Source organism: Micromonospora sp. NPDC020750 (genome assembly GCF_044334565.1).
In the GTDB taxonomy this organism is placed as follows: Bacteria; Actinomycetota; Actinomycetes; order Mycobacteriales; family Micromonosporaceae; genus Micromonospora.
Genome location: NZ_JBIRTH010000001.1, coordinates 688,133 through 701,947, shown reverse-complemented (window position 1 = coordinate 701,947; position 13,815 = coordinate 688,133). Strand labels below are relative to the sequence as shown.

Below are 13,815 nucleotides of genomic sequence, written 5' to 3'. Positions count from 1 at the left end.
CCTCAACGCACCTGAGCGTATCGGAGCGCCCCCGCCTCCCCCGCCTCAGCCGGGGAGGCGGGGCATGATCGTCGTCGCGTCGCCGCCACCGGCTGGCGCGGGCGGCCCACCCGGACCGGGCGGCGTCCCACTCGGACCGGGCAGCCCACCCGGACCGGGCGCCTCGGGCGGGCCGGGCTGCCGGGGCGGGGTGTCGCCGGCCGGGTGCGCCGTTCCACCGCCGTAGACCCCGCCGCCACTGACCGGCGGGGCGGCCGGCGGGCCGGGGCGGGCGCCGTACGTCCCGCCGGACGGGGGTGCGGCCGGCCGGCCGTACACCCCGCCGGTGGGCGGCGCGGGCGGGGTCGCCGCCCCGCCACCGGAGCGGTACGTGGTGCCGCCCGGGTTGCGCGGCAGCGGCACCGGCGGGTACTCGCCCCGGTCGGCGGCCGGCTCCTTGTCGGCCCGGGACCGGCGTACCAGCAGCACGATCAGGCCGACGCCCACCACGACCAGGCCGATGCCGAAGAGCATGAACACCGACAGACCGCCGGAGTCCTCCTCGGCGGCGACCGTGGTTGCCGAGCCGGCCCGGGCGGCGGCCACGGCCAGGGTCGGGCCGCCGACGTCCACCGCCTCGGTCGGCGCGACGGTCGGGCTCGGCGACGGCGTACGCGACGAGGTGGGCGACGGGCTCGGCTTCTTCCTCTCCCCGATCACCCGGGCCGCGGTGGCGTCCCGGCCGAGGGCACGGCCGAACGCGTTGGTCGCCTCACCCGCCAGCTCCAGCCGGCCTCCCGGCGTGCCCGCCCGGAACGTCACCCGGTAGCGCACCGTGAGGCTCTTGCCCTTGCACAGCGTAGGGTTCGTCGGCGTGACCTGACTCGCGGTCACCCGGCCCCCGCCGCCGGAGACCGACACCGGCCACCACCGACCGGCCGTGGCCACCTGGACGGAGGCCTGGTCCGCGGCGAGGCCGTCGAGCCGCAGCCCCAACCCGGTACGGACCAGCACGCAGCCCCCGGTGCGCTTGCGCACCTCGACGTTGACCGCCCCCGGCGAGCCGCCCGGCCGGAAGCTGTCGGCCGAGCGCACCCGCACCGAGTCGCCGTCGGCCAGGGCCGGCGTCGCCCCGACGGCCACGAGGCCGCCCAGCATCACGCAGACCGCCGCGATCCGCGTCGCCCGCCGACGTACCGCCATGCTCACCTCGCCGTTCCTCCCCGGGTGGGGTCCGCTGGTCAGGTTACTACCGGGTGCGGGGCCCGGTAGTTCGTCGAGCGCCCCGCATGTGCTTTGCGTTACGGAAACCACCCCCGCCCGCCGCGCGGGCGGGCGGCGGGTCCGTCAGCAGGCGGCGGCCAGCGCCTCGCGGCAGAGTCGGTCGGCGGTGCGGGTGGTCTCCGGCAGCCGGTACCTCGGCGTCAGCGCGAGCACCCGGGCGCAGGCGTTGTCCAGGCCCATCCGGTGCCCGACGCTGACGAAGACCGGCTTCACCCCGTCCCGGGTGCGCAGCACCCGGCCGACCACCTCCCCGCCGTCGCGCAGCGGCGACCAGGCGCCGCGCCGGTCCGCCGGCGGCTCCCACTCGCCGACCAGCGGCGTCTTGCCCACCCCGATCGCGGGCAGCCCGGTGACCACGCCCAGGTGGCAGGCGAGCCCGAACCGGCGCGGGTGGGCCAGCCCGTGCCCGTCGCAGACCAGCAGCTCCGGGCGGACGGTCAGCTTCTCCAGCACGTCCAGCAGCGCGGGCAGTTCCCGGAAGGCGAACAGCCCAGGGACATAGGGGAACGCGGGCCGCCCCACGCCGACCGCCCGGTCCACCACGGCCAGCGTCCGGGCGTCCAGCACGGTGACGGCCGCCGCGAGCCGGTCGCCGCTCTCGGCGTACGCGACGTCCAGGCCGGCCACCGTCGCGGGCGCGGTGGGGCCCGGCCCGACCAGGTCGGCGAGGGGTCGCATCCGGTCCTGTACGGCGAGCGCCTCGGCCTCGGTGCGCGGCGGCCGATGAGCTCGCGCCTCGGGTCCGCGTGGCAAGTGGGTCGCCGATGGGTCAGCCATCGGGTGAGCATGGTCCGCCGTCCCCGCGGGCGCAACGGACCAGCGTCGGTGACGACACACCCGGCCGGGTCCAGCCGGGGTTTTCGCACACCTGTCGGGTAACTTCTTCTGGTCCGAAATTCCGGTCATCGACAGGAGAAGCTCCGCGCATGGGCAAGAAGACGATCCACGTCTCCGACTTCAGCGGCACCGTTCTGCGGCCGGGCGACGAGGTGGTCCGCGTCGTGGTGCTGGAGCACCCCGACCTGGTCGCCGGCCCCGTGCAGCTGGACGCCACCGCGGCCGAGGTGGAGAGCATCGACGACGCCACGCTGGACGTCGCGGTGGTGGAGATCCACGACCAGCACGGCGGCGGCGAGCCCCGCCGGGTGGTGCTGACCGCCAGCGAGTTCGACGCGATGGCCACCGACGTGCCGATGGCCCAACTGCTGAAGACCGCCGAACGGGTCCGCCCGCCGAAGGCGCGCAAGGGCGCCGAGAAGCCGGACTACGGCACCATCGAGCACGCCGGCAAGCCGCACCGGGGCCGGGTCACCGAGGAGGAGGCCCGGCTGGTCCGCGAGCAGCTCGACGAGGTCAACAAGCGGCTCGCCGACGCCGGCATCCGCCAGGTCGACCCGGCCGATCCCGAGCACGCGCTCCGGTACGGCCTCCCCGCCGCCGCACCCGACTCTTCGGTGCCGCCCACGGCCTCCTGACGCCCCGCCGCCGCCCGACGGTCGCCGGGCGGCGGCGCGCCGGCCCCTTCCCGCCACGAGGCGCGGGAGGCCCTCCTACTCCTGTGCGGCGGCGAGAGCCTCGGCGACGGTGGCCTCCGTGGCGGCCTTCTCCACCCCGAGCCCGGTGAGCACGCCGGCACCGTTCTCCACCTCCAGCAGGCCGAGCAGGACGTGCTCGGTGCCGACGTGTCGGTGACCGAGCCGCAGCGCCTCCCGCACGGTGAGTTCGAGCGCCTTCTTGGCTCCGGGGTCGAACGGGATCAGGGCGGGCAGCGTGTCGGTCGGCGCCGGCAGGGCCGCGGTCGCGGCCTCCCGCAACCGCTCCAGCGGTACGCCTTGGGCGACGACCGCCCGCGCGGCGAGGCCGTCGGGCTCGCCGAGCAGCCCGAGCACCAGGTGCTCGGGGCGGATCTCGGCGTTCCCGGCGGCGCGGGCCGCCTCCTGGGCCGCGATCACGACATTGCGGGCGCGCGGGGTGAAGTTGTCGAACCCGCGGGCAGGGTTCAGGGCCGACGGCTCGGTGGACGCCCTGGGCACGAACCTCTTCTGCGCCGCCTGCTTGCTCACCCCCATGCTGCGCCCGATGTCGGTCCAGGACGCGCCGGAGCGGCGGGCCTGGTCGACGAAGTGGCCGATCAGGTGGTCGGCGAGGTCGCCGAGGTGGTCGGCCACCACGACCGCTCCGGAGAGCTGGTCGAGGGTGTCGGTGTGGGCCTTCTTGATCCCCGCGATGAGGTCGTCGAGGCGGATCGTACTGGGCATCTGGGCAGGATTCGTCATGCGTCAACCATAGGTTGACGGATGCCCACTCGTCAACCCTGAGTTGACGATTTGCCGACGTCGTGCCCGGCCCGCCCGCCTCTCGGCCGGGCTGGTAATGATGCGCTCATGCCGCACTCCCGCCTCGGCCGTCCTCGACCCCGGAAGGGACGGTGCTGACATCGAGGACGGCGAGGGCGCCCTCGCCGGCCCGCCGGGCCTCGGCGACGGTCCGGCCCAGCGTGACCACCCTGGCGGCCACGCTCGGCAGAGAGACCAGTTCCCCCACCTGGTCCCCCTCGGTGACGAAAACGTCCAGGGCCAGGACACCATCCCGGTCCCGGGCCGCCTCGACGCCGGTGATCGCCGTCACCCGCCCCGACCGGACGTGCTTGGTCAGCAGCGTCGAGGCCGAGCGCGGCTGGGCCGGCGGGGCCACGTCCAGCGGCTCGCCGGACATCACCGCCAGGTACGCCGCGACGACGTCGTAGGAGTACGCGTAACCGATCATCATCATGATCGGGCCGCCGGCGAGGCGTCCCGCGCACTCCACCAGCCGGACCACGCCGTCTTCCAGGATCCACTCGCTGTGGATGAACCCCGTGTCGAAGTCGACTGCCGCGACCAGCCGCTCCGCCGCGGCGACCAGTTGGGCGTACTGCGCCGACGGCAGGTCCGGGTCGATGGTCTCGGTCACCGGCACCGGATGCGCACCCGGGGCGACATCGGTGGCGGTGACGTTGCGGAAGAGCACCTCTCCCCGGAGGACCAGCAGGTTCACGTTGTACTGCCGCCCGACCATGCGCCGCTCGGCCAGGTAGGACTCCACCGCCGGGAAGCGCGTGCTGCTGTGCGCGGGCGGGGCGACCATCCGTTCCCAGCCCGCGGAAACGTCGGCGGCGTCCGGGACGATCTGCACCCCGGACGAGCCCGCCCGCGCGGTCGGCTTGAGCACCAGCCCGCCGGGAACCCGCTCGGCGAAGGCCACCGCGTCGGCGGGCGAGCGGATGAGCCGCCACTGCGGGCCGACGACGCCACCGGCCTCCGCCACCTGGCGTAGCAGGAACTTGTCGCCGAGGATCTCCGCCGACGCCGGTCCGGCGCCGGGCAGGCCGAGGCGCTGTGCCAACCGCGCCGCGAACACCACCCCCGCGTCGTCGACCGGGACGACCGCCTGGATCCGCAGGTCCGGATGCCAGAGGTGGAACAGGTCGGCCGCCATCGGGCGTCGGAAGTCCAGTTCGTACAGGTCGCACTCGGGCCAGTGGGCGGCGAGGTGGGCGCGGGCCCCCCGGGCGTACGCCACGGCCGGCTCCTCAATGATGATCACCCGCAGGTCGCCGACGGTGCGGCGCAGCAACGGCAACCAACCCTGCACGTACCCGACGAGGATCAGGGCCCGCCGATCGTCCGGACTACTCACCCGGGACACTCCCTTTCGATGGTTGGGTCGCGACCCGGTCGACGGCCGCCGCCAGCGATCGGACGGTCGGATTCTGGAAGAGGGTGGCCAGCCCGACGGGAGCGCCCAGGGCACGGCTGAGCCGGGCCTCCACCTCGATCAGCCTGAGCGACGAACCACCGGCATCGAAGAAGTTGACATCCGGGCCGAGGGTGTCGCGGCCCAGGGCGGCGGCGCAGACCCGCTCGACCAGCGACACCATGGGCCCGTCGGCGCGTGCGGTGGCCGTGACGGCGATCGCGCGCAGCGCGGCAATGTCCGGCTTGCCGTTCGGGGTGAGCGGCATGGCCGCCAGAATCCGCAGGTCACCGGGGTGCATGGTGGCCGGCAGCAGGTCGGCGAGGTGCCGGCGCAATCCGTCCCCGGTCAGCTCCGGCGGCCCGGCCACGTACGCGGTGACCCCGTCGGGCCCGTCAGCGAGCAGGAGGCAGTCGGTCACGTCGAGGTGCTCCCGCAGCACCGCCTCGATCTCGTCCAGCTCGACCCGGGTGCCGTTGAGGCTGACCTGCCGGTCGGCCCGGCCCCGGAACTCGATGGTGCCGTCCGGCCGGGCCATCCCGAGATCCCCGGTCCGGTACAGCCGCACGCCCTTCTCGCCGTGCGGATCCGGCCCGAACCGGTGGGCCGTGCCAATCGGGTCCCCCGGATACCCGAGGGCCAGGTACGGGCTGCGGACCCGGATCTCGCCCACCACGTTGACCGGCACCGGGCGCCCGTCGTCGTCGGTGAGCAGGATCTCGGCGGTGGGCGAGGCCGGGCCGACCAGCGGTCGGTTGTCGGCGGTCTCCCGGGACCGGGGGTGGCCGTGGTCGATCGTGGCGGCCACCTGGGGGGTCTCGGTGGCACCGTAGTGCGACACCACCCGCGCCCTGGGACAGAGCCGGGCGATACCAGCGACGTCCCGAGCGTCCACCGCGCCGCCACCGAAGGCGACCAGCCGGACGTCGACCAGCCGGACGCCGGACGCCTGACCAGCCGCGACGAGCAGCCGCCCCAGGGCGGGACTCAGGTGCAGAACGGTGATCCGCCGGGCGGCGAGCCAGCGGACCAGCGCGGTCGGCGACGCGGCCTCCGAGGCTGCCGGCAGGTGCACCGGCGCACCCACCGCCACCGCGACCAGCACCTCACGGAGCAGGGGGTCGTGGCCGACCCCGGCGAGCGCGGAGAACCGATCCTCCCCGGTGAGCCGGTACGCGGCCGGGTACCACTGGAGCAGGGCCGCCAGCGGGGCCGCCGAGGCGGCCACCGGCCGGGGGTGACCGGTGCTGCCGGAGGTGAACGCGAGGTAGGCCGTCCCGGCAGGCAACGATTCCGAACCGGACACCGGTGACGCTTCGGCCCGAGCCGCCGGGATGCCGGTGGCGTGGTCCGGGCGCACGACCGGACGGTCACCGGTGGCATCGACCACGACCGGGTCGCCGGCGGCGGCCAGCATCCGCTCTCGGCGGGTCGGCGGCAGGGCGGCGTCGACCAGCAGAAACGTCCTGGCTCCGGCCAACACGGCGACCAGGGCCGCGACCAGCGCCGGACTCCGGCCACCCAGCACCGCCACCGCACGCCGCCGCCCAGGGTCGACGCGGTCCAGCGCCGCCCCGAGACCGACGGCGGTCGAGGCGAGCCGATCGCCGGTCACCGTCTCGTCACCGGCCAGGACCGCGGGGCTGTTCCCGGTGCGCCGCAGGGCGGCCAGGAGGGTGCGCCCGAGTTCCGCCGCGGACGAGGTGACGGGCGGGTAGGCCCGCCAGGGGGACCGTACCGTGCTCGTGTCGGCCCGTCCGACGTCGTCGAGCAGCCGGGCAGCGTCGCGAGGAAGGTCGGCGAGCACCCGTACGCAGTCGTCGGCCACCGCCTCGATCTGGTCGTGGTCGAACAGGTCCAGGTCGTAGACCAGCTCCAGCCCGACACCGTCCCGGTCGTCGACGAAGTACGCCGAGATGTCGAACAACGCCCCCGGCAACGGCGGGGTGAGCACCTCGACCCGGGTCCCCGGGCCGAGGTCCAGCGGCGTCGCCGGATACGACAGCAGGTTGCACCAGATCTGGAAGATCGGGTTGGCCGCGGCGACCCGGGGCGGGGCGAGTTCCCGGACCAGCTCGTCGAAGGGCACGCGCCGGTGGGCCAGGGCCGTGGCGACCTCGTCGGCCACCACGCGCAGGTTGTCCCGCACCGACCGGTTCCGGTCCACGGCCAGGCGCAGGACCAACGAGTTGTTGAAGAAGCCCACCGAATCGGCCAGGTCCGCGTCGTCCCGGTCCGCGACCGGGGTGCCGATGACCAGGTCGTCCTGCCCGGTGTACCGGTTGAGCACCGTCGCCAGGCCCAGGGCGAGCAGGGGGAACAGCGGCACCCGGTGACGTACCGCGAGGTCGCGCAGCTCGCTGGCCACCTGTCCGGGGAGCCGGTGGGCCACCCGCCCGGCCCGGAACCGGGGGGTGACCGGGCGGCGGCGGGCGAACGGCAGCCGGACCGGCCCGGGCAGGTCGGCCAGCCGCTTGCGCCACCAGGCGAGTTCCGACTCGACCATGGCCCGGTGCTCCGGGGAACGGGCGGCGGCGGCGACCGCGGGGAACTGCACCGGCTCGGGGAGGCTCTCCCCCCGGTACGCCCGACCGATGTCGCGCTGGATCACCTCGATGGACCAGCCGTCGACCACGATGTGGTGCCCGACCAGGGCGAGCAGGCAGGTGTCCGCTCCGGTGACCAGCACCTCCGCCCGGAACAGGGGGCCGGTGTCCAGCCGGAACGGGCGGCGCACCACCTCGGCCGCCCAGTCCTCGACGGTGCTGGTGGGATCGGCCACCACCAGGCCGCCGTCCTCCGGCGGGTCCGCCACCAGTTGGACCGGCCGGGCGGCGACCGTTCCGACCCGGGTACGCAGGGCCGCGTGCCGCCCCAGCACGGTGGCGACCGCGCGGTCGAGACGAGCCAGGTCGACCGGGCCACGCAGGCGCAGCAGCGCCGGGACGTGGTAGGCGGCGCAGTGCGGGTACATCTGGTGGAGCAGGAACAGCCCCTCCTGCTGGGGAGCCAGCGGAGCGCTGCGCCGGCCCCCGGTGACCGGGCGGGCGGGTCGGGGCGGCGCGGCGGCGGCGGGTCGGACGTCCAGGAGGGCGGCGAACCCACCGACGGTGGGTTCGGCGAGAACGTCGGCGACGGTGACGGCCAGCCCGGTCTCCCGGGCCACCCGCCCGGCGACGACCATCGCGGACAGGGAGTGCCCGCCGTGCGCGGCGAACTCGCTGTCCGCGCTGAGGTCACGGGCCCCGAAGACCTCCGTCCAGAGCCGGGCGACGTAGCGTTCCCGGTCGGTCATCGGCGGCGCGGCGGGAGCGGGGTCGGCCGGGGTCGCACGGCCGGCGCGGAGCAGGGCGGCCACGGCCGCCCGGTCGGCTTTGCCGCTGGCGTTGCGCGGCAGCGCCGCCAGGACCACCAGGTCGGCGGGTACGGCGACGGCCGGCAGTGCGTCGGCCAGGTCGGCGCGCCAGGCACCGGGGTCGGGTCGCCCGGTGACCACCGCCATGACAGCGCCGTCGCGGACCAGCGCCACGGCATCGGTGACCCCGGGCAGTCGGCGCAACGCGTGCTCGATGTCGCCCAACTCGATCCGCACTCCCCGGATCTTCACCTGATGGTCGCGGCGTCCGTGGTACGCCAGGTCCCCGTCGGGCAGCCGCCGCACCAGGTCGCCGGTGCGGTATGCCCGCCCGCCCGGTCCGGCGCCGGCATCCGGCACGAACGCCAGGGCGGTCGCCGCGGGCCGCCCCAGATACCCCCAGGCCACCTGGGGGCCGGCGAGGAGCAACTCACCCAGTTCCTGGGGCCCCACCTCGCGCAGCGCCGGGTCGACCACCCGGGCGCGGACGCCCGGCAGGGGCCGGCCGATCACCGGCAGGTCCGCCTTGCCGATCCGGGCCACCACCGTGTCCACGGTGCACTCGGTCGGCCCGTAGACGTTGTACGCCGTCGTCCCGGCCCGCGCGGTCAGCTCCGCCCACAGTTCGTCCCCGATGGCCTCGCCGCCGACCAGGATGCGCAGGTCACCGCACTGGTCCAGGTACGGCAGCAGCGCCCGCAGGTGGGTGGGGGTGATGTCGAGGTCGGTGACCCGACGGGTGCGCAGCACCTCGGCGAACGCGGACGGGTCGAGCCGGTCGGCCTCGCGGAGCAGGACCACGGTGTCCCCACGCAGCAGCCGCGACCACTGCTGGACCGAGGCGTCGAAGGAGAGGCCGGCGTTCCATGCCACCACGTCGTGTCCCGGCCCGGCCGCCCCGCAGGCGAGGAGTCCGCCGGCCAGCGCCAGGACCGCCCCGTGCGGCACCATCGCCCCCTTCGGACGACCGGTGGAACCGGAGGTGAACACCACGTACGCCAGGTCCGCGTCGGTGACCTCGGGCAGCCGGGCGAGCGCAGCGGCGTCGACGGTGACCTCCCCGCGCAGCGCGTCGGCCAGCTCCGGCACCACGACGTCCGGGCCGGTCGGGGTGCCCGGTCCGGTGATCAGCCGGGTGACGCCGGCCTCCGCCAGGACCGCCGCCTGGCGTCGGGCCGGATGCGCCGGGTCCACCGGGACGTACGCCGCGCCCGCCCGCAGCACCCCGAACAGGGCCACCACCATGTCGACGGACCGGTCGAGGCGGAGGCCCACCACGTCGCCCCGGCCCACCTCGTACCCGGCCAGGGCGACGGCCACCGCGTCGACCCGGCGGCCGAGCTCGGCGTACGTGACAGCGTCGTCGGCGACGACCAGCGCCGTGCGGTCGGGGTGGGCGGCCACGACGCGGCCCAGGGCGGCGGGGATCCCGGCAGGGACGGCTTCCATCCGGCTCAGCCCACGAAGTCCAGGCTGACCTTGCCGGTCGTGACCCGCGCCCGCATGTCGGTCACGGCCTGCGCCACGTCCCTGAACGGGTACGACCGGCCCGTCTCCACGTCGAGCTGCCCCTTCTTGATCATGCCGAACAGTCCCACCATGGTCTCCGGGAACACCTCGTGCCGGTCGGAGACCAGGTTGTACGCCGAGAAGCCGGCGATGGTCCGGGTGCCGGCCATCAGCGACTCGGGCCGGACCGGGGTGCCGGGCTCCCCTGAGGCCGCGCCGAAGATCACCATCCGCCCGCACGGTGCCAGCGCGGCGAGGGCCGAGTCGAGCTGCGGCCCGCCGTGCATCTCCAGGATCACGTCGACCATGCGACCCCCGTTCGCCTCGACCAGGGCCGCGCCGATGTCGCTGATGGTGGAGTCCACCGTCTCGTCGGCGCCCAGGGCGGCGGCGTGCGCGCGCTTGGCCGGGGTGGACGCCGCGCCGATCACCCGGCGGGCCCCCCACGCCTTGGCGAGCTGCACGGCGACCGACCCGACGCCGCCGGCGGCGGCCATCACCGCGACGGTGTCCCCACGGGTGATCCGGGCCATGGTCCGCAGGATGTGCCAGGCGGTGAACCCCTGGGTGGCCATCGCGAGGGCGGCCCGGTCGGAAACGAAATCGGGCACGTCGAGGAACTGCTCGGCGACGAACACCTCCGCCCAGGCCCCCTGCCTGGCCCGGCCCAGCATCCGGCGGCCGTCGGCGGTGGTGCCCACCGCCTCGATCCCCGGGCGGTACGGCAGCGGCGGCTTGAGGGAGTAGGTTCCCTCGACGAGGTGGACGTCGGAGAAGTTGACGCCCGCGCTGCGGACGCGGAGCAGGGTCTGGTTGCCGGCGGCGACCGGATCCGGTACGTCGTGGATCTCCAGGCCTCCGGGGCCGTGACCGGTCAACGAGATCGCGTGCAAGGTACTTCTCCTAATCGTTGTGTCGCGGGTCAGGTGTAGGCGCGGCGGGGCACGGCGGCCAGCACGTCGCGGACGGTGTGGAGCACTTCCTCCCGGGCGGTGTGGACGAAGAAGTGCCCACCGGGGAAGAACCGTTCGACGGGCGGCGCGACGGTGTGGGTGCGCCACCCGTCGGCCTGGTAGTCGGTGACCGAGGTGTCGCTGACCCCGCGCAGCACCGTCACCGGGAGGTCCAGCGGCGGCAGCGGGTCCACGGTCCAGGTCTCCAGGACCTGGTAGTCGGCGCGCAGGATCGGGGTGAACATGGCCAGCAGATCGCGGCTGGCCAGCAGTTCCGGGGGCATTCCGCCGTAGTCGACGGTGCGTTGCAGCAGGGCGTCGTCGCTGAGCAGGTGCATCACGTCGGTGGGGTCCCGGCGGCAGGGGCTGCCGGCTCCGGAGACGATCAGAGCGGCCGGCGGAACGCCTTCCCGGCACAGCTCGCGGGCCAGTCCGAAGGCGACCGCCGCGCCCAGACTGTGCCCGAACAGCACCACCGGCCGGGGCCGCAGCGCGGCGACCTGAGGGGTCAGCCCGCGCAGGATGTCGGTCATCGAGGTCAGCGCCGGCTTGCCGAACAGCTGTTCCCGGCCCGGGAGCAGGACGGCGGTGACCGTGGCCAGGCTCGCCAGGTCAGCGCCCCAGTCCCGGAACGGCGCGACGCCGCTGCCCGCGTACGGGACGACGATCAGCACCGGGCGATCGTCGGCGGGGCCCGGCGGGGGGACGAGACGGGCGGCACTCATCGTTGCGCTCCCGGGGACGAGGGGTGTCCGTTGCCGCCGCTTCGCTGGTCGACGCAGGCGATCCGGAACTCGGCGGTGTACCGGCGACCCGCCCCGTCGGCCAGCCAGAGCTGATCGGGGGCGGGCAGCATCTCCACGAAGGTGACCCGCCCCGTCGGATCGGCACGGCGCTGTCGCCGGATGTGCGTGAGCAGCACCTCCACCGACAGCGGATTGTCGAAGTCCAGGTGGAACGGCTTGCGCTCGCCGCCGACGGTGACGAACACGTGCCGGGGCATGTCCCGGGCCGCGCCGACGGCCCGCAGCTCGCCGTACGCCCGGTCGGTGCTCTGCTTCGAGTTGGGCAACTCGGGGTAGGACAACGTCCAGCTCTCCCGCTGCACCACCAGGTCGTCGATGCACAGCCGGGGGCGGTGGTCGGCGGCCGGCAGGACCCCGAACCGGGTGGCCGCCGCGTTGGCCAGCAGCTCACCGAAGACGGTGGGCACGTCGCCGGCGTACTCCGGGTCGACCGACGAGGTGATGACGACCCGGTCGCCGACGCGGGTCGCGCGCAGCGCCGACACCGGGAGCAGCCGGGCGTCCCGGGGGTGGTACGGCGCGCCGGAGCCCAGCCCCAGGTAGGTGGCGGACGGCGACAGATAGGCCGACGGCGGGACGGTCCGGGAGTTGATCTGCTCGTGGTCCAGCGGGTACAGCGGCGTCACCCGTTCGGCGGGGGCGCTGCGGTCCAGCATTGCGTGCCACCGGTCGCGGTCCGGATGCCAGGCGTCGGCGGCCAACACGTCCATGGTGTTGTGGGCCGGGTGCAGTTCGCCGAGGACAGCCAGGAACCGCCCGTCGCGCAGGTCCGCCGCCGACCGGGCGGCGATCATCAGGTCGGGGCTGTACAGCCGGGTGCCGCGCCAGCCCACCACATCGTGGGCGAAGGCGGACTCGACCAGGGGCCGCAGGGCAGCCGCGTCGTGCCCGATCCGCCGCCGGCCCGGGTCCGCGCCGGCGACCAGGAGGGCGTGCCAGGTCCGGCGCAGCCGCTGCGCGACGGCGTCGGCCGGGGACGCGGCACCCCACTCGGTCGTGCCGGCCACCGCCGTCAGGACCTCCGACAGCGGTACCCCGGCGCCGGGTGCCGGCTCGCGCTCGGTGATCAGGTCCGCGACGAACCGCTCGTACTCCTGGGCCACCGCCCGGGTGAACCAGGCCGCGCTGAACAGCAACAGTTCCAGGGCGGGACGGATCCGGTCCAGCACATCGGTGCCGAGGCGAACCGGAAGGTCGCCGAGGCAGTCCTCGTAGACCACTCCCCGCCCGGCGTAGAAACGGCCGGCACCACGCTGGGGGGCATGCCCGGTGATTCCGACGAACGACTGGTTGAGGCCGTCGAGGGCATCGGCGAGCCGGTCGGCGTCCCCGGCGGCGTCGGCGACCCGGTTCCGGGCCGCCACCAACTCGGCCAGGTCCGCCTGCGCCGCCACTCGGCGACCAGGATCGGCGACCCGGGCGAGTTGGCCGCGCAGGTGTGCCTCCGGGTCGACCCGCCGGGGCACCACCAGCCCGGCGGTGAGGACTCCCATCGCCCGCAGCCGGGTCAGGACGGCGTCGACCTCCGGCGCGGGGTGTTCGGCGAGTTCGTCCACCACGTCGGCGACGGTCCGGGTGCCGTCGCACACCTCGACGACCCGGCGCGGCAGCGCGGCCAGCCGCATCGGGGCGTTGTCGGCCAGCAGCACCCCGTCGGCGACAACGGCCACCCCGGCGGCCAGCCTCGGGATGGTCCACGGGTCGAGGCCGTGCCGGGTCTCGATCGCGGCGGCTGCCGCCCGCAGCGCCCAGTGCTCGAAGAACACCCCGCGTCGGAGCAGCCGGCCGGTCACCGGGCCGACGTCGGTGGCGCCGGCGGTGACCGAACCCCAGACGATCGGCCCGAAGAAGCCGATGGTGTCGTTCTTCGCGCAGTACCGGGCCGCGTACGACCAGAGCCGACGCTGCGCCTCGCGGCGTCGCTGCGGGCGCGTGGAGTCGAGATTGCGCCGCGACTGCTGGAACATGCCCCGGTTCTGCCAGGTCAACGCCTCGGCGAACAGCGGCTGCCGGACGATCTCGGCCAGGGCCCGTTCCCCGGCGGCCCGCGCGGAGGCGTGGTCGGCCCCCGGCTCGACGAGGAGCCAGTCCATCGGCATGCCGGCCACCCGGGCGAAGACCGACGGCAGGAGCGCCCAGTCCGGCCCGTACGGCAGCGGGCCGGCCGGTTCGTGCGGGGCGTGGTCGGCCACGG

At 75.0% G+C, this 13,815-nt stretch carries 9 protein-coding genes; 1 reads left to right on the top strand and 8 read right to left on the bottom strand.

Annotated features, from left to right (window positions below):
* Nucleotides 1-45 precede the first annotated feature (45 nt).
* A complete protein-coding gene (locus ACH4T9_RS03220) occupies nt 46-1,182 on the bottom strand; it encodes a hypothetical protein (protein WP_396669894.1) in 1,137 nt (378 codons plus the stop codon).
* A 144-nt stretch (nt 1,183-1,326) separates the two neighbouring features.
* Nucleotides 1,327-1,941 (bottom strand): deoxyribonuclease V, encoded by a 615-nt coding sequence (nfi, locus tag ACH4T9_RS03215; protein ID WP_396669893.1) that lies wholly within the window; start codon nt 1,939-1,941, stop codon nt 1,327-1,329.
* Nucleotides 1,942-2,189: 248 nt separating this feature from the next.
* On the opposite strand from nfi, the gene ACH4T9_RS03210 reads away from it, so the two are divergent.
* The gene (locus ACH4T9_RS03210) at nt 2,190-2,738 is read left to right on the top strand and encodes a hypothetical protein (RefSeq protein ID WP_396669543.1); all 549 of its coding nucleotides are present in this window, start codon (nt 2,190-2,192) and stop codon (nt 2,736-2,738) included.
* Between the two features lie 75 nt (nt 2,739-2,813).
* Here the strand turns inward: ACH4T9_RS03210 and ACH4T9_RS03205 are convergent, their stop codons facing one another.
* The 6 genes from ACH4T9_RS03205 to ACH4T9_RS03180 form a co-directional block, all read right to left on the bottom strand.
* Nucleotides 2,814-3,539 (bottom strand): Clp protease N-terminal domain-containing protein, encoded by a 726-nt coding sequence (locus tag ACH4T9_RS03205; protein ID WP_396669542.1) that lies wholly within the window; start codon nt 3,537-3,539, stop codon nt 2,814-2,816.
* A 106-nt stretch (nt 3,540-3,645) separates the two neighbouring features.
* The gene (locus ACH4T9_RS03200; protein WP_396669541.1) at nt 3,646-4,941 is read right to left on the bottom strand and encodes an ATP-grasp domain-containing protein; all 1,296 of its coding nucleotides are present in this window, start codon (nt 4,939-4,941) and stop codon (nt 3,646-3,648) included.
* Complete coding sequence (locus ACH4T9_RS03195) at nt 4,934-9,802, bottom strand: amino acid adenylation domain-containing protein (RefSeq protein ID WP_396669540.1); 4,869 nt, start codon at nt 9,800-9,802, stop codon at nt 4,934-4,936. The genes ACH4T9_RS03200 and ACH4T9_RS03195 overlap by 8 nt, the downstream gene beginning before the upstream one ends.
* Nucleotides 9,803-9,807: 5 nt before the next feature.
* Nucleotides 9,808-10,755, bottom strand: coding sequence for a zinc-binding alcohol dehydrogenase family protein (locus tag ACH4T9_RS03190; RefSeq protein ID WP_396669539.1), 948 nt, complete (start codon nt 10,753-10,755; stop codon nt 9,808-9,810).
* 29 nt (nt 10,756-10,784) lie between these two features.
* The gene (locus ACH4T9_RS03185; protein ID WP_396669538.1) at nt 10,785-11,540 is read right to left on the bottom strand and encodes a thioesterase II family protein; all 756 of its coding nucleotides are present in this window, start codon (nt 11,538-11,540) and stop codon (nt 10,785-10,787) included.
* Nucleotides 11,537-13,813: a lantibiotic dehydratase gene (locus ACH4T9_RS03180; protein ID WP_396669537.1), complete on the bottom strand. Its 2,277-nt coding sequence runs from the start codon at nt 13,811-13,813 to the stop codon at nt 11,537-11,539. Before ACH4T9_RS03180 ends, ACH4T9_RS03185 begins: the two co-directional genes overlap by 4 nt.
* Nucleotides 13,814-13,815 lie beyond the last annotated feature (2 nt).